This window comes from Bacillus mojavensis (assembly GCF_012648005.1).
Lineage (GTDB): Bacteria > Bacillota > Bacilli > Bacillales > Bacillaceae > Bacillus > Bacillus mojavensis.
On the sequence record NZ_CP051464.1, the window covers coordinates 1,800,549 to 1,824,200 of the forward strand.

Annotated in this window: 24 protein-coding genes; 21 read left to right on the forward strand and 3 right to left on the reverse strand. The window is 40.9% G+C overall.

The window, feature by feature from the left end:
* Positions 1–10 precede the first annotated feature (10 nt).
* Positions 11–253 carry an inner spore coat protein YmaG gene (locus tag HC660_RS09325; protein WP_010334330.1) on the reverse strand — a complete coding sequence of 81 codons (243 nt, stop codon included), beginning with the start codon at positions 251–253 and terminating at the stop codon, positions 11–13.
* A 99-nt stretch (positions 254–352) separates the two neighbouring features.
* Here HC660_RS09325 and HC660_RS09330 point away from each other — a divergent pair, with 99 nt between their 5' ends.
* From HC660_RS09330 to HC660_RS09375, 10 genes are all read left to right on the forward strand, one after another.
* Complete coding sequence (locus HC660_RS09330; protein WP_029441282.1) at positions 353–757, forward strand: YmaF family protein; 405 nt, start codon at positions 353–355, stop codon at positions 755–757.
* A gap of 100 nt (positions 758–857) precedes the next feature.
* A complete protein-coding gene (gene miaA / locus HC660_RS09335) occupies positions 858–1,802 on the forward strand; it encodes a tRNA (adenosine(37)-N6)-dimethylallyltransferase MiaA (protein ID WP_168747906.1) in 945 nt (314 codons plus the stop codon).
* A 39-nt stretch (positions 1,803–1,841) separates the two neighbouring features.
* On the forward strand, positions 1,842–2,063 hold the full coding sequence (gene hfq, locus HC660_RS09340) for an RNA chaperone Hfq (RefSeq protein WP_003221097.1): 222 nt from the start codon (positions 1,842–1,844) through the stop codon (positions 2,061–2,063).
* A 169-nt stretch (positions 2,064–2,232) separates the two neighbouring features.
* Complete coding sequence (gene amyS, locus HC660_RS09345) at positions 2,233–3,783, forward strand: alpha-amylase (protein ID WP_168747907.1); 1,551 nt, start codon at positions 2,233–2,235, stop codon at positions 3,781–3,783.
* A gap of 137 nt (positions 3,784–3,920) precedes the next feature.
* Positions 3,921–4,193 carry a YmzC family protein gene (locus HC660_RS09350; protein WP_168747909.1) on the forward strand — a complete coding sequence of 91 codons (273 nt, stop codon included), beginning with the start codon at positions 3,921–3,923 and terminating at the stop codon, positions 4,191–4,193.
* Positions 4,194–4,274: 81 nt separating this feature from the next.
* On the forward strand, positions 4,275–4,505 hold the full coding sequence (locus HC660_RS09355; RefSeq protein ID WP_010334335.1) for a hypothetical protein: 231 nt from the start codon (positions 4,275–4,277) through the stop codon (positions 4,503–4,505).
* Positions 4,506–4,737: 232 nt separating this feature from the next.
* The gene (nrdI, locus tag HC660_RS09360) at positions 4,738–5,130 is read left to right on the forward strand and encodes a class Ib ribonucleoside-diphosphate reductase assembly flavoprotein NrdI (protein ID WP_168747910.1); all 393 of its coding nucleotides are present in this window, start codon (positions 4,738–4,740) and stop codon (positions 5,128–5,130) included.
* On the forward strand, positions 5,090–7,192 hold the full coding sequence (gene nrdE, locus HC660_RS09365) for a class 1b ribonucleoside-diphosphate reductase subunit alpha (protein ID WP_010334337.1): 2,103 nt from the start codon (positions 5,090–5,092) through the stop codon (positions 7,190–7,192). The genes nrdI and nrdE overlap by 41 nt, the downstream gene beginning before the upstream one ends.
* A gap of 17 nt (positions 7,193–7,209) precedes the next feature.
* Positions 7,210–8,199 carry a class 1b ribonucleoside-diphosphate reductase subunit beta gene (nrdF, locus tag HC660_RS09370; protein ID WP_010334338.1) on the forward strand — a complete coding sequence of 330 codons (990 nt, stop codon included), beginning with the start codon at positions 7,210–7,212 and terminating at the stop codon, positions 8,197–8,199.
* A 48-nt stretch (positions 8,200–8,247) separates the two neighbouring features.
* Positions 8,248–8,868, forward strand: a complete 621-nt coding sequence (locus HC660_RS09375) for a hypothetical protein (RefSeq protein ID WP_168747911.1) — start codon at positions 8,248–8,250, stop codon at positions 8,866–8,868.
* 65 nt (positions 8,869–8,933) lie between these two features.
* Here the strand turns inward: HC660_RS09375 and HC660_RS09380 are convergent, their stop codons facing one another.
* Positions 8,934–9,701 (reverse strand): N-acetylmuramoyl-L-alanine amidase, encoded by a 768-nt coding sequence (locus HC660_RS09380; RefSeq protein ID WP_168747912.1) that lies wholly within the window; start codon positions 9,699–9,701, stop codon positions 8,934–8,936.
* 1,027 nt (positions 9,702–10,728) lie between these two features.
* Between HC660_RS09380 and spoVK the strand changes: the two genes are divergently transcribed.
* The 5 genes from spoVK (at position 10,729) to glnA (ending at position 16,285) form a co-directional block, all read left to right on the forward strand.
* Positions 10,729–11,697, forward strand: a complete 969-nt coding sequence (spoVK, locus tag HC660_RS09385) for a stage V sporulation protein K (RefSeq protein ID WP_032731087.1) — start codon at positions 10,729–10,731, stop codon at positions 11,695–11,697.
* Positions 11,698–11,830: 133 nt separating this feature from the next.
* Positions 11,831–13,093 (forward strand): GTPase HflX, encoded by a 1,263-nt coding sequence (hflX, locus tag HC660_RS09390; RefSeq protein WP_168747913.1) that lies wholly within the window; start codon positions 11,831–11,833, stop codon positions 13,091–13,093.
* Positions 13,094–13,110: 17 nt separating this feature from the next.
* Positions 13,111–14,376, forward strand: a complete 1,266-nt coding sequence (locus HC660_RS09395; protein ID WP_168747914.1) for a methionine gamma-lyase family protein — start codon at positions 13,111–13,113, stop codon at positions 14,374–14,376.
* 109 nt (positions 14,377–14,485) lie between these two features.
* On the forward strand, positions 14,486–14,893 hold the full coding sequence (gene glnR, locus HC660_RS09400; protein WP_010334345.1) for a transcriptional repressor GlnR: 408 nt from the start codon (positions 14,486–14,488) through the stop codon (positions 14,891–14,893).
* Positions 14,894–14,950: 57 nt separating this feature from the next.
* The gene (gene glnA / locus HC660_RS09405; RefSeq protein ID WP_024121509.1) at positions 14,951–16,285 is read left to right on the forward strand and encodes a type I glutamate--ammonia ligase; all 1,335 of its coding nucleotides are present in this window, start codon (positions 14,951–14,953) and stop codon (positions 16,283–16,285) included.
* A gap of 448 nt (positions 16,286–16,733) precedes the next feature.
* Here the strand turns inward: glnA and HC660_RS09410 are convergent, their stop codons facing one another.
* Positions 16,734–17,057 (reverse strand): YjcN family protein, encoded by a 324-nt coding sequence (locus HC660_RS09410; protein ID WP_168747915.1) that lies wholly within the window; start codon positions 17,055–17,057, stop codon positions 16,734–16,736.
* Between the two features lie 442 nt (positions 17,058–17,499).
* Between HC660_RS09410 and HC660_RS09415 the strand changes: the two genes are divergently transcribed.
* The 6 genes from HC660_RS09415 to HC660_RS09440 all read left to right on the forward strand — a co-directional run bounded on the left by HC660_RS09415 (position 17,500) and on the right by HC660_RS09440 (position 23,577).
* On the forward strand, positions 17,500–18,339 hold the full coding sequence (locus HC660_RS09415; protein ID WP_168747916.1) for an SMI1/KNR4 family protein: 840 nt from the start codon (positions 17,500–17,502) through the stop codon (positions 18,337–18,339).
* A 552-nt stretch (positions 18,340–18,891) separates the two neighbouring features.
* Complete coding sequence (locus tag HC660_RS09420) at positions 18,892–19,425, forward strand: GNAT family N-acetyltransferase (protein ID WP_168747917.1); 534 nt, start codon at positions 18,892–18,894, stop codon at positions 19,423–19,425.
* A gap of 207 nt (positions 19,426–19,632) precedes the next feature.
* Positions 19,633–19,827 (forward strand): hypothetical protein, encoded by a 195-nt coding sequence (locus tag HC660_RS09425; RefSeq protein ID WP_168747918.1) that lies wholly within the window; start codon positions 19,633–19,635, stop codon positions 19,825–19,827.
* A 566-nt stretch (positions 19,828–20,393) separates the two neighbouring features.
* Positions 20,394–21,683 (forward strand): Na+/H+ antiporter NhaC family protein, encoded by a 1,290-nt coding sequence (locus tag HC660_RS09430; protein ID WP_168747919.1) that lies wholly within the window; start codon positions 20,394–20,396, stop codon positions 21,681–21,683.
* Positions 21,684–22,040: 357 nt separating this feature from the next.
* The gene (locus HC660_RS09435) at positions 22,041–22,334 is read left to right on the forward strand and encodes a YolD-like family protein (RefSeq protein WP_168749430.1); all 294 of its coding nucleotides are present in this window, start codon (positions 22,041–22,043) and stop codon (positions 22,332–22,334) included.
* Positions 22,327–23,577: a Y-family DNA polymerase gene (locus HC660_RS09440; protein WP_168747920.1), complete on the forward strand. Its 1,251-nt coding sequence runs from the start codon at positions 22,327–22,329 to the stop codon at positions 23,575–23,577. Before HC660_RS09435 ends, HC660_RS09440 begins: the two co-directional genes overlap by 8 nt.
* The last annotated feature ends 75 nt before the right edge of the window (positions 23,578–23,652 follow it).

A 23,652-nucleotide genomic window follows, 5' to 3' on the forward strand; every position in this document is an offset into this window, starting at 1 on the left:
GCTGCCGGGTTTAATAGTAATATGGGTACGGAGGATATGGATATCCGCCATAAAAATAAGGGTTAAATAAAGCGCTGCCTACAAGTCCGCCTACCAAACCGCCAAAAAAAGGTCCTCCGTAAAATCCAAATGGCCGTCCAAAGCCATAGCCAAACCCAGGTCTAACCCAAGGTCTTCCAAATCCGTAGCCAAACCCTGGTCTGCCAAAGATTCTTGCATCATTTCCAGCAATGAAATGCTCCACTTCGTTCATTTTTTCTTTCCTCCAATAATAAAGTATAGATGATGCAGTGTATTCAGCCTATCTAAATTTGATTGGGCGTTCAGCTCAAAAAGAAGGAGAGTGAACTGATTGGGCCTGTATCAATCTGACTGGGCCAAGGCGCCGCCTCACGTACATGCTTATCGAGCGAAAACGACCAGCGAAGAGGGGCATTATCATATCATTGAAGGTTTTACTCAGCCGGCAAACGGAACGAATACGGATCGCCATACACACTATTTCACTGGGATTACTTCGTTTGAAAATGGCCATTTCCACCGCTATTACGGGATCTCAGGCCCTGCCATTCCCCGGGCTGACGGCACGCATTATCACGAAATAGAAGAAAACACTTATCTCGCTTATAACGAGCCGATTCAGATCCGTTACGGAGGCGTTGTGTACGATCCCCGAAATCAAACCAGGAAGACGCACCGCCATCATTTGAAAGGCAAGACACGGGAAATCGTCGGAAATGAGCCTCTTGGCTGGTAAAAGAGATGTTTACTACTGCAAAAAAAGGGCAAAATGGATAGGTGATTATATATGATGAATGCTATAATGGGGGGAGATTTGTAAAAGAGAGTGATACATAGTGAAAAATAAGAAACAGCCCGTTGTCATATTAGTCGGACCAACGGCAGTGGGGAAAACCAGTTTAAGCATTCAGCTTGCTAAGGCTTTGAACGCGGAAATTATCAGCGGAGACTCCATGCAGGTTTATAAAGGAATGGACATCGGGACAGCTAAAATCTCTGAACAGGAGACAGAAGGTGTGCCTCATCATCTGATTGACATTCTAGATCCGGCAGATTCGTTTTCCACCGCGGATTATCAAGGCTTGGTCAGAAATAAAATCAGCGAAATTTCAAACAGAGGAAAGCTTCCGATGATTGTCGGCGGTACGGGGCTTTATATTCAATCCGTCCTTTACGATTATACATTTACGGAAGAGGCGAACGATCCGGCGTTTCGGGAAGAAATGCAGAAGGCTGCGGGGCAGAAGGGGGCGGAATTCCTTCACGCTAAGCTGGCTGCGGCTGATCCGGAGGCAGCAAAAGCGATTCATCCGAATAATACAAGAAGAGTGATTCGCGCACTGGAGATTTTACATACATCTGGTAAAACGATGTCGCAGCATTTAAAAGAGCAAAAGCGGGAGCTGCTGTACAATGCTGTATTAATCGGGCTTACAATGGACAGAGACACGCTTTATGAAAGAATTAATCAGCGGGTCGACCTGATGATGGAAGCCGGACTTCTTCCGGAAGTGAAACAGCTCTACGACCGAAAATTGAGAGACTGTCAATCGATACAGGCGATCGGCTACAAGGAGCTGTACGCATATTTTGACGGATTTGTGACACTTTTTGAGGCTGTTGAGCAATTAAAGCAAAACTCCAGACGGTATGCGAAACGCCAGCTGACGTGGTTTCGCAACAAAATGCCGATTGAGTGGTTCGATATGACACCGCCTGTTGATATGGAGCTGAAAAAAAAGGAAATTTTCACACATATAGCAGGAAAACTGCAACTTTAATCGAAACTGTATGATATAGAGAATCAAGGAGGACGAAACATGAAACCGATTAATATTCAGGATCAGTTTTTGAATCAAATCCGCAAAGAAAATACGTATGTCACTGTTTTTTTACTGAACGGCTTTCAATTGCGCGGCCAGGTGAAAGGCTTTGATAACTTTACCGTATTGCTAGAATCGGAAGGTAAGCAGCAGCTTATATATAAACATGCGATCTCGACTTTTGCACCGCAAAAAAACGTCCAGCTTGAATTAGAATAGACCATGCAAAGATATAAAGAAATAGAAGAACCTCGGGCTTTCAGCCCGAGGTTTTTTGTGTCGCAGAAGCTTCTATAGAGATTACAAAAAATATAGGAATTTGGTTATTTGTGTAAATTTCATATTAAGGTACAATGATTTGTGATTATGCTGGAAAGGGGAGAGGAAAATGGTTCACAAACGAAAAAGTGCCGTATCATGCGGCCTGGTGGTTTTGTTAACACTGCTGTTTGTCACGCTGCCGGTATCTAAAACTTGGGCAGCAAGCATAAACGGCACGCTGATGCAGTACTTTGAATGGTACCTGCCTAATGACGGACAACATTGGAAACGTTTGCAAGGAGATGCGGGGCATTTATCTGAAATCGGAATCACTGCTGTATGGATTCCTCCTGCATACAAAGGAACAAGTCAATCTGACAATGGATATGGCCCATATGATTTGTACGATTTAGGAGAATTTCAGCAAAAAGGGACGGTGAGGACAAAATACGGCACAAAGCATGAGCTTCAGTCAGCGATCAGCTCCCTGCATTCGCAAAACATCCAGGTATATGGTGATGTCGTTTTGAATCATAAGGCGGGCGCGGATGCAACAGAAGATGTAAGGGCGGTCGAAGTGAATCCGAACGATAGGAATCAGGAAATATCAGGAGAGTATCAAATAAAAGCATGGACAGACTTTCATTACCCAGGCCGCGGAAGCACGTACAGCGATTTTAAGTGGCATTGGTATCATTTCGACGGAGCAGATTGGGACGAATCCCGAAAGCTGAACCGCATCTATAAATTTCAAGGGGATGGAAAGGCATGGGATTGGGAAGTATCCAGGGAAAACGGCAACTACGATTATTTGATGTATGCAGACGTCGACTATGATCATCCGGATGTTGTCGCAGAAACAAAAAGATGGGGTACCTGGTATGCGAACGAGCTTCAACTCGACGGTTTTCGGCTTGACGCTGTTAAACACATTAAATTTTCGTTTCTGAGTGATTGGGTAAAGGCAGTCAGGCAATCAACAGGAAAGGAAATGTTTACAGTTGCAGAGTATTGGCAAAATAACCTGAACGAACTCGAAAACTATTTGAATAAAACTGATTTTAAGCAATCCGTTTTTGATGTCCCGCTTCATTATCATTTGCAGGCTGCATCCTCACAAGGGGGCGGCTATGATATGAGACATTTGCTGGATGGCACTGTCGTAGCGAAGCATCCTATGCAAGCGGTAACCTTTGTGGAAAATCATGATACACAGCCGGGGCAATCTTTGGAGTCGACTGTACAAACATGGTTTAAGCCGCTCGCGTATGCCTTCATATTAACGAGAGAGGCTGGTTACCCGCAGGTTTTCTATGGAGATATGTATGGAACAAAGGGATCATCATCAAGGGAAATTCCGGTGCTCAAAAATAAAATAGAACCTATCTTAAAAGCACGTAAACATTATGCATACGGGACCCAGCATGATTATTTAGATCATGAGGATGTGATTGGCTGGACGAGGGAAGGTGATCAATCGGCCGCCCAATCAGGATTGGCCGCTTTAATCACAGACGGTTCCGGCGGGTCAAAGAGGATGTACGTCGGGAAGCAAAATGCCGGCGAGACATGGTATGACATCACTGGGAACCGCTCCGCTCCTGTTACGATTGGTTCTGATGGATGGGGAGAGTTTCATGTAAATGGGGGTTCAGTATCTATTTATGTACAGAAGTAAGAAATAGAGGGGCTGAGAAACTAGCACAGCAGCCTCTCTTGTTTATTTTATCTTGCGTGGTCTACTTGATAACGAGAACATAAAAAGGGGTGAAATGTATATAATGTAAAAAATTTGAACGTTAGGGGAGTTAATGAATGTTTTCTGAATTCGAAGCGGAGTTAAGACGAATCAGAATTGCACTTGTCTGGATTGCCGTGTTTTTATTGTTTGGTGCGTGCGGGAGAGATGAAACAGTGATTGAAACAGATAGCGGAGATTCTTATGAAACGCCCCAGCCAAGCTCATTTCCGCTTGAAAATAACCATTTTGGAATCGTAAATGACGGCAATATAGAAATTTATGAGTATAATGAGGCTGATAACAAGGTAAAGCTTAAAAAAGAGTATCCATCTGATGAGCTTGAATAAAATTCACAAGCATGGAATTTTACAAAGCAGACGCAGGCCGCTAAACTGAATACTGACACAGAACATACAGAGGGTGAAATGATGAAGCATAAGATTGTTGTCAATCACTGGGAAGAAATCTGTGAAGACGATTCCTGCTATGAATATGGAACGAGTATTATTGTTAATGGAAAAGAATTAATTAGAGAAGCCTCAATTATAAGCGCATTGAAGGCAGTTTTAGAAGAAATCGGCGCTGACGCAGAAATAGAAGAAACTGTCGAAAGCGAAAAATGCTGTGACAGTATAAGAAAAAAAAATCTAGACTACTAAGCAGTTTTTTTTCGTGTTATGATATACATCGGCTTAAAAACGACACTTCGAGTAGGATGAGAGATGATTCTCGTTCTGCTCTCTTTTTTGGGCCCTGATGAGGGTGCCAGAGAGAAAATATGAATTTTTTATTAAAACGAATCTATATATTGTGTTTTTGCCAGAGGGTAGTATACTATATATAGTGTTAGTGGTTGAGAGATTCATATTTTTTGATAGGTCGTGATAAAACGTGGTACAAATCATATTTGATTCAAAAACAGGGAATGTTCAGCGCTTTGTAAATAAGATAGGCCTTCAGCAGATCCGCAAGGTGGACGAAATTGACCATCTGGACACTCCGTTTGTTTTGGTCACCTACACGACAAACTTCGGCCAAGTACCGGCATCAACACAATCATTTCTCGAAAAATACGCCCATCTCTTATTAGGCGTCGCTGCGAGCGGCAATAAAGTATGGGGCGATAACTTTGCGAAAAGCGCCGATACTATTTCAAGACAATATCAGGTGCCGATTTTGCACAAATTTGAACTCAGCGGCACATCTAAAGACGTTGAATTGTTTACTCAGGAGGTAGAAAGAGTTGTCACAAAATCAAGTGCCAAAATGGATCCAGTTAAATAACGAAATCATGATCCAAAAAGATGGAAAATTTCAGTTTGATAAGGATAAAGAGGCTGTACATAGCTATTTTGTAGATTATATCAATCAAAACACAGTATTCTTTCACGATTTAAAAGAGAAGCTGGATTATTTGATTGAAAATCAATACTATGAAGAAGAGTTTTTAAGCCTTTATTCTTTTGAAGACATTAAAGAAGTGTTTAAGACAGCTTACGCTAAGAAGTTTCGTTTTCCTTCCTTCATGAGTGCGTTTAAATTCTATAATGACTATGCTTTGAAAACGAATGACAAGAAAAAAATCCTCGAGCGTTATGAGGACCGGATCTCAATTGTTGCGCTGTTCTTCGCAAACGGCGACACTGAGAAAGCAAAAGAATATGTGAACCTGATGATTAATCAGGAATATCAGCCGAGCACACCGACATTTTTGAACGCGGGCAGAAAACGCCGCGGAGAACTTGTGAGCTGCTTCTTGCTCGAAGTCAATGATTCTTTAAACGACATTTCAAGAGCGATCGATATTTCCATGCAGCTTTCTAAACTGGGCGGCGGGGTTTCTCTTAACCTGTCCAAACTTCGCGCAAAAGGTGAAGCCATCAAAGATGTTGAGAATGCCACAAAAGGCGTTGTAGGCGTCATGAAGCTTCTTGATAACGCCTTCCGATATGCTGACCAAATGGGACAAAGACAAGGATCAGGCGCGGCGTATTTAAACATTTTCCATCGCGATATCAATGATTTTCTCGATACGAAAAAGATTTCTGCCGACGAGGATGTGCGCGTCAAAACACTTTCTATCGGTGTGGTCATTCCGGACAAGTTCGTTGAGCTTGCGCGTGAGGACAAAGCGGCTTATGTATTCTATCCGCATACCATCTATAAAGAGTACGGACAGCACATGGACGAAATGGACATGAATGAAATGTACGACAAGTTCGTCGACAACCCTCGGGTGAAAAAAGAGAAAATCAACCCGCGGAAATTGCTTGAAAAACTGGCGGTGCTTCGTTCTGAATCAGGCTATCCATACATCATGTTCCAGGATAATGTCAACAAAGTACATGCGAATAACCATATTTCAAAGGTGAAATTTTCTAACCTTTGCTCCGAAGTGCTGCAGGCATCTCAGGTTTCTTCTTACACAGACTACGATGTAGAAGATGAAATCGGTTTGGATATTTCCTGCAACCTTGGATCGCTTAACATTCTCAACGTGATGGAGCACAAATCAATTGAAAAGACTGTTAAGCTTGCGACTGATTCTTTAACTCACGTTTCTGAAACGACTGATATCCGTAATGCGCCTGCTGTAAGACGGGCAAACAAAGCGATGAAATCAATCGGTCTCGGCGCGATGAACCTTCACGGATACCTTGCGCAAAACGGCATCGCATATGAAAGTCCAGAAGCGCGCGACTTTGCGAACACATTCTTTATGATGGTGAACTTCTACTCTATCCAGCGTTCTGCGGAGATCGCAAAAGAGAAGGGCGAGACGTTTGATCAATATGAAGGATCAACCTATGCAACCGGTGAATATTTCGATAAGTACGTTTCAACTGATTTCTCACCGAAATACGAAAAAATCGCAAATCTGTTTGAAGGTATGCATATCCCGACGGCAGAGGACTGGAAGCAATTAAAAGCATTTGTCGCTGAACACGGCATGTATCACAGCTACAGATTATGCATTGCGCCGACAGGCTCGATTTCATACGTTCAGTCAAGCACAGCATCTGTCATGCCCATTATGGAACGGATTGAAGAAAGAACATACGGCAACTCAAAAACGTACTACCCAATGCCTGGGCTTGCATCTAATAACTGGTTCTTCTATAAAGAAGCCTATGATATGGATATGTTCAAAGTCGTAGATATGATCGCGACAATCCAGCAGCACGTTGATCAGGGAATCAGCTTTACATTGTTCCTAAAAGATACAATGACGACTCGTGATTTAAACCGGATTGATTTGTATGCACATCACAGAGGAATTAAAACCATTTACTATGCAAGAACGAAAGATACTGGGCAAGACAGCTGCCTTTCTTGTGTTGTTTGATTAAAGGAGAGTTTATAGTGACGAAAATTTATGACGCAGCAAACTGGTCAAAGCATGAAGACGACTTTACCCAAATGTTCTATAACCAAAATGTGAAACAGTTCTGGCTTCCGGAAGAGATTGCTTTAAACGGCGATCTCCTCACATGGAAGTACCTCGGGAAAAACGAGCAAGACACGTATATGAAGGTACTGGCCGGATTGACTCTTCTTGATACAGAGCAGGGGAATACAGGAATGCCGATCGTGGCTGAACACGTAGACGGCCACCAGCGGAAAGCCGTGCTGAATTTTATGGCGATGATGGAGAACGCCGTTCACGCAAAATCGTACTCTAATATTTTTATGACACTGGCACCGACTGAAACGATTAATGAAGTATTTGAATGGGTCAAACAAAACAAATTTTTGCAGAAAAAAGCGCAAATCATCGTCGGACTCTACAAAGCGATTAAAAAAGATGACGAGATTTCACTATTCAAAGCCATGGTTGCATCTGTGTATTTAGAAAGCTTCCTATTCTACAGCGGTTTCTATTATCCGTTATATTTCTACGGACAAGGAAAACTGATGCAAAGCGGTGAAATCATCAACCTGATCCTTCGTGATGAAGCGATTCACGGTGTTTATGTCGGACTTCTCGCTCAAGAAATCTACAATAAGCAGACAGAAGAGACAAAAGCAGAACTTCGCGAATTTGCCATTGACCTTTTGAATGAGCTTTATGAGAATGAGCTTGAGTATACCGAGGACTTATATGATCAAGTCGGACTCTCACACGATGTCAAGAAGTTCATTCGCTATAATGCGAATAAAGCGCTGATGAACCTTGGATTTGATGCGTACTTTGAAGAGGAAGATATTAATCCGATCGTTTTAAACGGATTAAATACAAAAACAAAGTCACATGACTTCTTCTCCATGAAGGGGAACGGGTACAAAAAGGCGACCGTTGAGCCGATCAAAGACGACGACTTTTTCTTTGATGATGAAAAAGAGCAGATATAATATCTGCTCTTTTCGGCTTGAAGGTTGAAATAGGAGGACGCAGTAATCATGGGAAAAATGGACGAAATCATTTTGGTCGCTCCGCGCGATGAAGTGTTTAAAAAAGAAAAATTGACTTTTCAAGGCGTAAACAGTGAAGATGCCCGAGTAGCAGAAATTATGGCTCAAATTGAGGCGACCTATCGTGAAATGAGAAGGGGAGACGCCGAAGAAGATCCTCATTATAAGCAGCCGATTCCTTATGTCGTCATTAAACGCGAGGATGAAGTTTTCCTCTATGAGCGGCTGGCTGGCGGCGGGGAATCACGTCTTCACAATAAGCTTTCTCTTGGCTTTGGCGGCCATATGAATCATATTGAAGGAGCCGCTTCCTTTGCCGAGGTCTTAAAGCTGAACACAGACCGGGAGCTTGATGAAGAACTGCAAATCGAAGAAGAGGATAAGCAGGCCATTATCACATTAGGTTTGATCAATGATGATGACAACAGTGTCGGTAAAGTGCATATCGGTATTCTATCTGCGCTTCAATTAAAGCCCGGCTCATATGTGGAAGTCAAAGAGAAAGAGCAAATCGCGGGTAAATGGATGAAAATTTCGGAACTAAAACAAACAGACATTTATAACCGACTGGAAACATGGTCGCAATTTGTGGTTGACATTCTTGAATAAAAAAACCCGGTTTCTCATGAAGAGGAACCGGGTTTTTTTATCAGGCATGCTCGTCTGCAATAATATTATGACTCTTGGATGACCACAGCGTCAAACCCGGCATTATCTGCTCTGGCGGCAAGGGCGTCAGCATTATCTTTGGAGGAAAATGCGCCGATCTGCACCTTATATAATCCGCCCTTCAAGAGCACAATGGCGTCAAAGCCCTTAGACTCTGCGCTGCTTGCAAGATTGTCCGCATTTGCTTTGACCTTAAAAGCGCCAATTTGAACCTTATATAATCTTGAGTCGGATGTCTTTTGAAGGCTGAAGGCTTGCTCCAACCCGTTTGCATGTCCTCTTGCCAAGCTTTGAATAAAGCTGCTCGTTTTAAGCTTGTTCGCATCTGTAACCGTATCAATAAAACCGTTTTCCGTAAGCAGGGCAGGCATTGAGGATTCCCTTAATACGTGGAAGTTTGCTGTTTTTTTGCCGCGGTCGGAAAAGTCGACAGCTTGTATGACTTCAGAGTGAATCTCCGATTGATAAGTCGTTGTCGGTGCTCCGACTCCCGGATAAATGTAGCTTTCGAAACCTGTTCCGCCCCCGGCATTAATGTGAATGGATAAAAAGAAATCTGCTCCCCAGTTATTTGCAGCATTTGTCCGGTCGCTTAAGCTGACATATTGGTCGCTTGTCCGGCTCAGCAGCACAGTGACACCCTCATACTCATTCGTCAATATAGTGCGTAAAGCTAACGCAATTTGCAGGGTTAACGTTTTTTCTTGGAGACCATTGCCTGTTGCGCCTGGGTCGGACCCGCCATGACCTGGATCAATAAAAATTTTAACCATTCTCCATCACCTCATTACAGGATATGAAAAAAGACGGCTTCTGCTTGTACGATTATCATTCGGCTGAAAAATGAGGAAATAACCCCTGTTACCCGTAAAATTATTTCTCGGGAAAGCGCACAAATCAACAGGATATGACAGGAAGGTTGCTGAAAGTCTGCTTTTTTTACACAGCTATGGTGCGTTCCTCCATTTCGGGATTCGTTTACTGTTAAAGGCGATATACCAAGTGCCGGACAAAGATTATAAGGAAAGAATGAGTAATTTTATTTCGATGTTAGACATGAAGGTTTCTTAGACACACCGGTCAGACAGCCCTCCTTAGGACTGCGAATGAAAGGGGAAGCTGTAGCTGCTTTTATACATCACGCCAAAAGCCTCTTTCTCGATGAGCCGACAATCGTTTTAGGATATTGTTGCGAAAAGTAGACACAGCAATTTCTTCATCGCGTAAATACTGAGGATAAAAAGACGATTTTCTCACCTCTCATCAATTGATGACATTGAACGTTTATGTAAACGGATCATCCTGATTGATGAGGGAGAAATCAAATTCGACGGACCAAAAGAAAAGCTGTCACAATTGACGAACAGTAAGGGAAGCTTGGCTGTTGAAGTAAACGCCGTTATGCAGACTGGAATTCCCTTTCATGCCAACCTACTGAAGCGAAAGGGGACACGTTATACTTTCATATATCTGATGATTCACAAATTCATCAGCTCATCCCAAGCATATCTGCGCAATATACTGTTTTACAAATAGAGGCATCGAGAATATACTGACGGAGGTTTATACATCGAAGAAATATCACCTTCATGGCTGTGTGTTCTAACAAATTTGCTAAAAATAAAATCTCTTGGTTTGTCCACCCTGTCTCCGTGAATACAATAAGAAATAAAGTATTTCTCGGGAAAGCGCAGGATTCCCCATGGTTCCCGAAAAAAAGCATTTGTTTCGACACATGATAGGCGTTTGTCACATAAGGCATACGTTTGAATATCATATAGAGAGAATTGAGAGGTGAAAATGTTGGAGCGCGCTGTGACTTATAAAAACAACGGACAGATCAACATTATTCTTAACGGACAAAAGCAGGTGCTGACAAATGCTGAGGCAGAAGCGGAGTATCAAGCCGCTTTGCAAAAAAACGAAGCTAAGCACGGCATTTTGAAGGAAATAGAAAAAGAGATGAACACACTGGTTGGAATGGAGGAAATGAAGCGAAACATTAAGGAAATATACGCATGGATTTTTGTCAATCAAAAACGTGCGGAACAAGGCTTAAAGGTGGGAAAGCAAGCGCTGCATATGATGTTTAAAGGGAATCCAGGGACTGGGAAAACGACAGTTGCGCGGCTTATCGGCCGGCTGTTCTTTGAAATGAACGTACTGTCTAAAGGTCACCTGATCGAAGCGGAACGTGCTGACTTGGTCGGGGAATACATTGGGCACACCGCCCAAAAGACGAGGGATTTAATCAAAAAGTCATTAGGCGGCATATTATTTATAGACGAAGCCTATTCCCTTGCAAGAGGCGGCGAAAAGGACTTTGGGAAAGAAGCGATTGACACGCTCGTGAAGCACATGGAAGACAAACAGCATGAATTCATTTTAATTCTTGCCGGATATTCACGGGAAATGGAGCATTTTTTATCATTGAATCCCGGTCTCCAATCCAGATTTCCCATCTCCATCGATTTTCCGGATTATTCCGTCAACCAGCTTATGGAAATTGCAAAACGAATGATCGCAGAACGGGAATACCAGCTCAGTCAGGAAGCTGAATGGAAGTTAAAGGATTACTTAATGACAGTCAAAAGCACAACAAGTCCCATTAAATTCAGCAATGGCCGTTTTGTCAGAAATGTCATTGAAAAATCGATTAGAGCGCAAGCCATGAGACTTCTAATGGGCGACCAATACTTAAAAAGCGATTTGATGACCATTAAAAGCCAAGATCTCTCAATTAAAGAAGACGCCGCTGGCTCGGTATAGACCTCTTGCTGTGAGAGGTCTTTTTTTCTAATGTATTTCTTGCTTTGCGCAGGAATCGTTTTGTGGTATACACATGCAGGGTTTGGTATGATAATACTACTGCCCACAATATGCAATAGAAAGGAACATCCATTTGAACGAACAAGAAACAAGACAGGAAAAGGCCATTTTAGTCGGATGTCAGCTGCCGCATATCACAGATGAGCATTTTGAAAATTCGATGGAAGAGCTTGCATCACTGACAAAAACAGCAGAGGGAACGGTATTGACCAGCGTCACGCAAAAAAGAAACCGGGCCGACGCAGCTACATATATCGGAAAAGGGAAGGTTGAAGAGCTGAAGGCGCTCGTTGAAGAGCTTGAAGCCGATCTCCTTATTTTTAATGATGAACTGTCACCAAGTCAGCTAAAGTCCTTGGCAACTGCGATTGAAGTGAAAATCATCGACCGCACGCAATTGATATTAGATATTTTCGCGAAAAGAGCAAGAACAAGAGAAGGAAAGCTACAAATCGAGCTGGCTCAGCTCCAGTATGCGCTCCCGCGTCTGACGGGACAGGGGATCAACCTTTCCCGTCAAGGCGGAGGGATCGGCGCGAGAGGACCGGGGGAAACAAAACTGGAAACCGACCGCCGCCATATTAGAAATCGCATTCACGAAATTAACACGCAGTTATCCGCCGTCACTCGCCATAGAAGCCGCTACCGTGAAAGAAGAAAGAAAAACGGTGTGCTGCAAATCGCTCTTGTCGGGTATACGAACGCGGGGAAATCAACTTGGTTTAACCGCCTGACAAGCGCTGACAGCTATGAAGAAGACCTTCTGTTCGCCACACTGGACCCTATGACCAGAAAAATGGTACTGCCAAGCGGCTACAGCGTGCTCCTTTCAGATACGGTCGGTTTTATTCAAGATCTTCCGACGACACTGATCGCTGCATTCCGCTCAACGCTTGAAGAAGTAAAAGAAGCGGATGTGATTCTGCATCTGATTGATTCCTCAAATGAGGATTACGCAGGGCACGAAAAAACAGTGCTTCGCTTGCTGGAAGAGCTTGAAGCAGATGATATCCCGGTGCTGACGGCTTACAATAAACGCGATCAAAAGCTGCCTGACTTTATCCCGTCCGTTGGGAAGAATCATATCATGGTCAGTGCGAGATTTGAGGAGGATGCTGAAAAGTTTAAAGAAGCCATCCAGCGTTATTTGCGCCAAGAGCTGCTAACGCCTTTTGAAGCGCAGGTACCGGCAGGTGAAGGCAAGCTTCTCTCCAGAATCAAATCCGAAACGATGGTTGACCGTTTTTATTTTAATGAAGAAAACGAACAGTACGACATATCAGGATATGTACAAGAAGAGCAGAGCATCATCGGTGAATTGAAGAAGTATATGTAAGAAGGGAATACAAGGACATGTTCGAAACTTTAACACACGGAGATTTATTAAAAAAGACAGCAATGGAAGTGGAGTCGGAAATTGCCGCCGTTCATAAACAAATAGAAGAAATCAGTGAACGCAATGAATGGAGAGTGCTTCAAAGCTATAGGAAACACAAGGTGAGCGACACTCATTTTACGCCGTCTACAGGATACGGCTATGATGACATCGGAAGAGATACACTTGAAAGCATTTATGCAGATGTGTTTGGGGGCGAAGCCGGGCTTGTCAGGCCTCAAATTATATCAGGCACACATGCGATTTCCATTGCTTTATTCGGTGTCCTCAGACCGGGGGACGAGCTGCTTTATATCACAGGCAAGCCGTATGATACGTTAGAAGAAATTGTCGGCGTCAGAGGCGGAGAAAATTCTGGATCGCTAAAGGATTTCCAAATCGGCTACAATGCGGTTGACCTGACTGAAGACGGAAAAGTAGATTACGATGCTGTCGCTGCAGCTATCAATCCGAAGACAAAGGTGATCGGCATTCAGCGCTCAAAAGGATATGCCAATCGTCCTTCTTTCCTAATTAGTGAAATTAAAGAAATGATCCGTTTTGTAAAGGAAATCAATGAAAACCTTATTGTTTTTGTGGACAACTGTTATGGAGAATTTGTAGAAGAGCTTGAACCTTGTCATGTAGGCGCTGATCTCATGGCGGGATCTCTTATCAAAAATCCGGGAGGCGGTCTAGCCAAAACAGGCGGGTACCTCGTTGGGAAATCTGAATGGATCGAGGCTTGTTCATATCGAATGACTTCACCGGGCATCGGCCGGGAAGCCGGAGCGTCGCTTTACTCGCTCCAGGAAATGTACCAAGGTTTCTTTTTGGCACCTCATGTTGTATCTCAAAGCTTAAAGGGAGCGGTGTTTACAGCCAGATTTCTTGAAAAACTGGGGTTCACATCTAACCCGAGCTGGAACGCGAAAAGAACAGACTTAATACAATCTGTAGAGTTTTCTGACAGGGAAAAGATGATTGCCTTTTGTCAGGCGATTCAATATGCGTCGCCTATCAATGCTCACGTAACTCCTTATCCGAGCTACATGCCAGGATACGAGGACGATGTGATTATGGCAGCGGGCACATTTATACAAGGAGCAAGCATTGAATTATCAGCTGATGGCCCTATCCGCCCGCCGTATGTAGCGTATGTTCAGGGAGGATTAACCTATGCGCACGTGAAAAACGCCATATGCAGTGCAGTGGATTCTTTAATGGATAAGAAATTAATTTGAATAGTTTCAAATTTTCACTGAATTTCATGTTAAGAATCCTTACATGTTGTTGACACAAAATATAACATCACCTATAATGAAACTAAGTTAAGAAAAGGAGGAAATTGAGATGAGTGATAACATTCGCCGCTCAATGCCTTTATTTCCAATAGGAATTGTCATGCAGTTGACCGAATTATCAGCAAGACAAATTCGGTATTATGAGGAAAATGGACTGATATTTCCAGCTAGAAGCGAAGGAAATAGACGATTATTCTCATTTCACGATGTAGATAAACTGTTAGAAATTAAACACCTGATTGAACAAGGTGTAAACATGGCAGGAATTAAACAAATTCTGGCGAAAGCATCGGCCGAGCCGGAACAGAAACAAAATGAAAAGACAAAGAAACCAATGAAACATGATCTGTCTGATGACGAACTGAGACAGCTCCTGAAAAACGAGCTTATGCAAGCCGGCCGATTCCAAAGAGGAAATACATTCCGTCAAGGCGACATGTCTCGATTCTTTCATTAATCCGTTAGCAACTGTTTTGCTATATACATTTACCTTTTAGAGGAGGAGTTTTACGAAATGGCAAAGTACACAAGAGAAGATATCGTAAAATTAGTAAATGAGGAAAACGTCAAGTACATCCGCCTGCAATTTACCGACATTCTTGGAACAATCAAGAACGTTGAGATTCCTGTAAGCCAGCTTCCAAAAGCACTTGATAATAAGGTCATGTTTGACGGATCTTCTATTGAAGGTTTCGTTCGCATCGAAGAATCAGATATGTACCTGTATCCTGATCTAAATACATTTGTTATCTTCCCATGGACAGCTGAAAAAGGTAAAGTAGCACGTTTCATCTGTGATATTTACAATCCGGATGGCACACCTTTCGAAGGTGACCCGCGAAACAACTTAAAACGGATTCTGAAAGAAATGGAAGACCTGGGCTTCAGTGATTTCAATCTAGGACCTGAGCCTGAATTCTTCTTATTCAAATTAGACGAAAAAGGCGAACCGACTCTTGAATTAAACGACAAAGGCGGATATTTCGACTTAGCGCCAACTGACTTGGGAGAAAACTGCCGCCGCGATATCGTTCTTGAGCTTGAAGAGATGGGCTTTGAAATCGAAGCATCTCACCACGAAGTAGCGCCTGGCCAGCACGAAATCGACTTTAAATATGCTGGTGCAGTCCGTTCTTGTGACGACATCCAAACGTTTAAACTAGTTGTTAAAACAATTGCCCGCAAACACGGTCTGCATGCGACATTTATGCCAAAACCGTTGTTCGGTGTGAACGGTTCAGGTATGCACTGCAATCTATCACTCTTCAAAGATGGCGTTAACTCATTCTATGATGCAAACGCAGATCTTCAGTTAAGTGAAACAGCGAAACACTTCATTGCAGGTATCGTGAAGCATGCAACAAGCTTTACAGCAGTAACAAACCCGACAGTGAACTCTTACAAACGTCTTGTTCCTGGCTATGAAGCACCTTGCTACGTTGCATGGAGCGCGCAAAACAGAAGCCCGCTTATCCGTATCCCGGCTTCCCGCGGCATCAGCACACGTGTTGAAGTGCGCAGCGTAGATCCAGCTGCGAATCCGTACCTTGCTCTTAGCGTATTGCTTGCTGCAGGTTTAGACGGAATCAAAAACAAACTAGAAGCACCAGCTCCAATCGACCGCAACATCTACGTGATGAGCAAAGAAGAGCGCATGGAAAACGGAATCGTCGACCTGCCTGCAACACTAGCTGAAGCGTTAGACGAATTCAAATCAAACGAAGTGATGGTCAAAGCCCTGGGCGAGCACCTATTCGAGCACTTCATCGAAGCAAAAGAAATCGAGTGGGATATGTTCCGCACGCAAGTACATCCTTGGGAGCGCGAACAGTATATGTCTCAGTATTAATCTCTCAATCCCTTGGCACTATTGGTGTCAGGGGATTTTTTTGATTAGTTAACAATTTTAATAACTTAATATAAATCATAGAGTGCCCACAAAACACCCACAAAAAAACAATAAAAATTCCTCCATAATTGTGGAGATATAATCCTCGTAAATATTCATTGAACAAACAGCATGAGTGCTACGGAGGGCATGACCAACCGTTGATTGAAAGTAATAATGCGTCTGGAAGGTTGTATTTAGGTAAAAAGTATAAATTATATGCTGGAGTTAACAAAAGATTTAAAAATGAAACTCAGGACAGAGTATAATGTAACCCCTCAGGTGGGGAGTAGAAATCAGGAATATCTTATTTGTTAAATCCTAGTATAGATTGATTGCTTCTGAATATTTTAATGTAACATAAAAATGGTGGAAAAAGCCCCTCTCTATGAGAGGGGCTTTTAACTAATTAAGGTGCTGTTCCGCAATCGACTTTGTATTTGTCCTCTGTTACTTTCTTTGAATAACAGAGATAAGGAGTTTGACCAGTTTCACTTTTCCAAGCATTAAATAACATCAAAGAATAAAGACTTCCTGATGATTTGTCACTTTCCCTTTTTTGAAGAATTGTGAAATAGCTTTGATAGGGGTATCCCATTTTATAGATTTCGTGTCTAATGGCTCCTTTTTCTGAAGAAATATTGAACAAAACTGGTGAAAGGGGAGGCATTAAAATTAATATGATTAATACTGTTGCTAAAATAGATAGCAATGTTTTGATCCTTTTTTTCATTTTTCCTCCTATGCGGCTATATTGTTAGAAACTCTGTTTTTGGTGAAGAAAAAGTAGATACAGGATAATAATGTTTCCAAGAAACAAAGACTTTCATCAGAAAGCAAAGTGGTATCTAAGACAAAAAAACTTCTACGCTTCATTATGAGAATGAAGGTGACGATTCGTTAAATATAAAGAATTACAAGCAAGAAATTGAAGAAAATAAGGAACTGTCAACGCAACAAAAATCTGAATCAGAAAAGATCAACGGATCGGAAGTCTCTGCATCTGCATCTGCTGTAAAAGGATATAATCGTTGGAAAGCCAAGGAAGCCACATCTCAAAAGTGAAAAATCACCACCGCTTGTTTTATTTTTATCACAACTTTAATGGAACTTTCCAAATTTAATTAGGTATAAGTCTAGAGAATCAAAACATAGCCCATAGGAGGTAAATAACAATGAGTGAGATTTGGAAGAACAGTGATTATGATCCTTTTAGGTTAAAAGACATTAGAGAAGAAGAAATAAAAAAGATCGAAAAAAAGTTGAAATTGAATTTGCCCGAAGTATATAAAAAATTGATCATTCAACAAAATGGTGGATTGATTCATTTTAATGCATTCCCAACAGATCAGGAAACATCTTGGGCAGACGATCATATCGAAGTTGATCATATTAGAGGACTAGGAAAGGATCTGGGGATCTTAGAAAGTGAATATCTAATAAAAGAGTGGGGGCTACCACAAAGATTATTGTTAATACAGGGGGATGGACATAATTGGGTTGCATTGGATTATCGCCAAACTAATCAAAATCCACCTGTTCATTACTTTGACTTTGAATTAAATAATGACTTTAAGATTTCAGATTCATTTGGTGAATTTTTATCTAAACTCTATATACATGAGTACGCAGAGGTTCAGGATGACGAAAATGCAGATTTTGATCAAATTTATAGTATTAATTCAGATGATCCGGATGCTATTCAGAAGGAAGAAGTCGAAAAAATTCTTGCTAATAAGAACCCTATGGAGATTCATAGGATTTCTCTTTTTCCAATCCAAAGTGTCGAATACCTAAAGTGGTTGCTGAACAATATTAAACATAATGCCATAGGGACAGAAGATGACATGGCTTTTGAATTGGCTGACGTATTGATGTCAGTTGTTTCTTCATACTCACACCAAATAAAGTCGAATAATTTAAAAACTATGGTTCAAGAAGCTGCTCAGGAGTTAGGAAAGTCCAGAAATGAAGATACTGAAATTATATTAGATCAACTTAAAGACTTTTTATAAATTATAAACTCGCCATGTAAAAAAGATAGCCACAAAGGGTTTTCTGTAATCATGATCCTTTCCCTTACATGGTACTAGTGATTTTTTCGAGTGAATCCATACGTGAGAAATAGCAGAGACTTTTTGGGTAAGGTTAATAAAGAATGACAAACTTTCTGGTTACTCAAAGATAACTCGGCAAATATTATTAGACATAGATTGATCATTAAAAATGAACTTTTAACTAATACAAAGAAATTAGATGAGATCAGAAAGCCATTTACAGGTAAGGAAATAACTCTCCCTTGAGTAAATAAAGAAACGGTTGCAGGTAACTTTCTGCAATTTTTCATGGAGGAGCTTGAAGAAGCAAAAGAAAACTGGGATGAGGATGAAGATTAGGAAGAGTGAGAAAAATTACAATTGATGGTTAAGCTCTCGCTAAGGGAGCTTATTCAATCATGGGTTTTGACGAAGTAATAAAAATAAGGAGCAATTTTATGTTGGTAAATTTATTAGAGGAAATTCGGAAAACTGAAGCAAAATATGAAGATGAACGGAGGAAAAGTTAAAATGGCAGTTACTTATTGGACAGGGGAAAATCTTACACTACGAGCGGTTCAACCTGAAGATATCGTTATATTTGAATCCTTAGATGATGAAATTCTACGTAATATGGACTCGCTCCATTTTCCTCGTTCAGCTAATAAAATGAGAGAATGGATAGAAGAACAATTGGAAAAAGATGATTTCCGTTTTATTGCAGTTGATAGAGATAATAATATCGTTGGTATGATTGAAACCTTTGATTGTGACAGGAAAAATGGTACCTTCGATTATTATCTGGCTGTATTTGAGCCATATAGAGGTAAAGGATACGCCAAAGAAATGATCTTGATGGTTCTTCGCTTTTTCTTTTTAGAGCTAGCCTATCAAAAAGTAAATATAACTGTATATTTTTTTAATAATCCATCCATGCGTTTGCATGAAAAATTAGGTTTCATGAAAGAGGGACAACTAAGAAATATCATTTTCACTAAAGGAGCTTATTATGATGGTATTTGCTTTGGGATGACAAGAGAAGAATTTGAACTGAATCATGGATAATATCACTTGGTCATCGATAAAGTCCTGTGTTCCCAATAAAATAATCGTATTATCCATAAAGCAATAGCAGATGTTGGCGCACCTCGGCTCTGGTTACAGTGGTAATACCAGAAGGCTGACACCTGTTCTAAATCAAAAAGACTATTTAATGGAATGATATATGTTAAAATTAGAGAAAATCAAATCATAAATGAAGGAGGCTTAAATATGTCTACAGAAATGATTTCCATAGTAGCTATAGTATCTATAGTTATATGGAGTGCGGTATCCCGAGAGCTAGTAAAATCTTCAAAAGAGAAGGGTAAAGGGAAAAACGGACGAAAAATAATAACTTTAATGTCTGCCGGTACCCTATCAACACTACTTCTGACCATCTCACTTTTTCAGAATATTCATTTTTAAAAAATACAGTTTAGCTGATAATGAGAAAAAAATTCAAAAAGAAATGACAGCAAGTGATACATAAATAAACAGCTACACCAATTAGGTGTAGCTGTTTTAATCTATATCGATTTCATCTCATAACTGTTGATTCTACTGTTTCTGTCGTTCTCTTTCCTCCCAGTATACATTATAGACGTATTTCAGTCAGATCAATTTCTTTTCTGATTCTTGTCCAATTTGCAAATAGTTTCATAGCTTCCTTAAACAGACCGAAATAAACAATCAGTGGCTTTTCTTTCATGAAAGCGAGGATGGTCATTCCGAAAAAACTGCCCATCCAAGGGCTTGCTCGTTGTTTAATCTTAGTAGACCTAACCTTATTTGTATAGGATCTTCCAAATAATCTGTGGATGAGGTGTGTTTTTTCCTCTCCTTGAAAAATCCTTCTTTCAATTCTGTTATTAATTTAATAATTATTATACTATTTTCCCGCTTGACTTTTTTACTGTAGCCTTTTAAAGTATGGAATGTTGCTTAGACTGTGTTTAACGGCTTTGATATTGAAATTAGAGGTGGCTACTTAGATGAAACAAAATGGAAATCCTTGGGCGCTATTGCCACTAGTATTATTTGTAGGGCTTTTTGTCGGCTCCGGTGTATTGACTGGAGATTTCTATAAATTGCCAATATTGATTGCGGCTATTATAGCATCTGCTTTTGCGCTTTTATTTAACCAGAAGCAATCGCTCAATCAGAAAATAGAATGGTTTGCTTCCGGTGCGGGACATCCTGATATCATTATTATGGTTATCATCTTTATATTAGCAGGTGCTTTTGCTTCTGCAGCTGAGGCGATGGGAGCGGTACACTCAACCGTCAACCTTGCTTTGAGCATTATTCCGCAGCAGTTTATACTGCCAGGGCTTTTTATCATTGCTTGTTTTATTTCTGTTTCGATGGGAACATCAATGGGGACGATTGCAGCAGTTACTCCAATTAGCGCCGGTTTGAGCGGAGAGCTTGGCTTGCCCACTGCAATCGCTATTGCAGCTGTTGTCGGGGGAGCTATGTTTGGAGATAATCTTTCTTTTATTTCGGACACAACCATCGCGGCAGTACGGTCACAAAAAACACAAATGATGGATAAATTTAAAACGAATTTTTTGATCGTTTTGCCTGCTGCTATCATAACTGTCATTTTATTATTTTTTATACCGACAGGACATGTAGGACATATCGGAGCTGAATCTTACAGCTGGTTTAAAGTACTTCCTTATGTTGCCGTGTTAGTTTTTGCGTTAATTGGTTTTAATGTGGTGGCTGTCATTTTTGGCGGATTGATCTTAACAGGAATTATAGGGTTTGCAAGCGGCAGCTTGACGCTTGAGTCTTATTTTAAATCAATTACGGATGGAATTGCCGGAATGTCTGATCTTATTATCCTTTCCATGTTAATTGGCGGAATGGTCGGCATTATGAAACAAAACGGAGGGATCGACTTTTTACTGGGGGTTATTTCTAAAAGAATCCGTTCGAAAAAAGGTGCTGAAGCCGGTATTGCCGGATTGGTCAGCGTTACGAACCTAGCTACTGCCAATAATACGATTGCTATTATTGCAGCTGGGCCGATTGCCAAAAATATCTCTGATGAATTTAAAATCGACAATAGAAAGTCGGCAAGTATCTTAGATATCTTTTCCTGCGTGATACAAGGCCTAATTCCTTATGGCGCGCAGATGTTATCGGCCGGGAAGTTTGGAAATATTTCACCTGTCAGCATTTTGCATTACTCTTTCTATCCTGTTTTAATCGGGATCTGCGGCATCCTAGCCATTATATTCGGACTACCAAAATTCACAAGAAATCCGAAATAAAGATAAAAAAGGTACCAAACGGTACCTTTTTCTTTTTTAATCTATAATTCGTCAAAACATATAGAAATGTTAAAAAGGAAGATAGAGATTGTAATAAAACAAGCTTTCATAATTTATTATGTTGAGGGCCTAGTGGGTGAATAACCAGCCCCTTCGGCCACACAAAAAATAACAAGGGTGTTGTCGCCCTTGTTATTTTTTTGTGTCTTTAGATAGGAAATAGTATTACCAACATTTACATCGAACTTTTGTTCCTGTTTATATTGAATAGAGAACATTCGTTCTGTTAATATTAGATCAATAAAGGAGTGAGCCTAATTGCTTAGAGATCGAGGGACAATCAAATGGACATCAATGATGCTCCCAGAACACTTAACACAGCTTAAACAAGACTTACTTGATGCATCAAAAATTGAAAAGCCGTCCTTAGACGCTCAACAAATTGAAGAGATGGATATTATCGTCTCTGAAGCGCTAGAATTTAATAAAGAGCTGGTATTGAAGCTTTTTAACAACGGGTTCGTCGAAAATGTTACCGGCAGAGTCCATTACATTAATTTTGAACAACAGAAGCTACACGTTAAAGATCAGAACGACAATACAGTTTATATCTACATGAATAACATCATAGGAGTCACATACAATGATTGATTACTCACAATTTCCACGTAAAAATATACTTTGTGTCGATATGAAATCCTTTTATGCTTCTGTATCGGCTGTCACAATGGGTTTGAACCCCTTAACATGCTATCTTGCTGTTGTAGGGAATACGGAGAGACAGGGAAGTGTAGTATTAGCTGCATCTCCTGCACTTAAAAAAGATTTTGGAATCAAAACAGGATCGAGACTATTTGAGATACCTGAAGATCCAAGAATACACATTGTAAATCCGCAAATGAAGCTTTTCATCAGAGTTTCGACTGAGATTACAAAGCTGTTTTACAGATTTGTTCCTGAAAAATGTGTCCATACGTATTCAATTGATGAATCTTTTTTAGATGCAGGAAAAGAAGATCCTAAAGAAATGGCCAAAGCAATACAAAGCAGCATGTGGAGAGAATTTGGGCTTATGTGTACAGTTGGGATTGGTGACAATATGTTGTTAAGTAAGCTTGCTCTTGACCTGGAGAGTAAGAAAACAAAGAGTGGTATTGCACGTTGGAGATATGAAGATGTGCCAAATAAACTCTGGAAGGTTCGACCTTTGTCTAAAATGTGGGGGATAGGAGGGAGGATGGAAAGAAATCTAAATCGGATGGGAATATCGACTGTAGGTCAGTTAGCCAAATTTCCATTAGAGCTACTTGAGAAGAAATTTGGAATAATGGGGAACCAGTTGTATTATCATGCTCATGGAATCGATTTATCTGAAATAGGAGCTCCACTGATGCAGGGTCAGATTAGTTTCGGTAAGAGTCAGATTTTACTGAGGGATTATACAAGGAGAGAAGAGATTAAGGCTGTTCTGTTAGAGATTTGTGAGGAAGTCGCAAGAAGGGCGCGTACACATAATAAAGTTGGCCGAACAATCAGCCTTGGAATTGGATACAGCAAGGATGAGCTTGGTGGTGGATTCCATCGATCCAAAACAATTGATCTTCCCACAAATATCACGATGGATATTTATAGATGCTGCTTGATGCTTTTTCATACGTTTTACTCGGGTAAGACTGTGCGAAGTATCTCAGTCACACTTTCAAATATTGAGGATGATGTACATCAGCAGTTGAGTTTATTTGAAGTGGATAACGAGAAGAGAAGGAAGCTTGGGTTCGTTATGGATGGAATTAGAAGCAAATACGGATCGAAAGCGATACTAAGAGCAGTTTCTTACACACCTGCAGGAACTGCGCTTCACAGAGCTGGGCTTACTGGTGGACATAAATCATAAATATAAATACTGGATTATTGAGATGAACCGAGCCAAACTCTGGTTCTTCTTTAATTTAAAAGTGGGAGGCCGTAC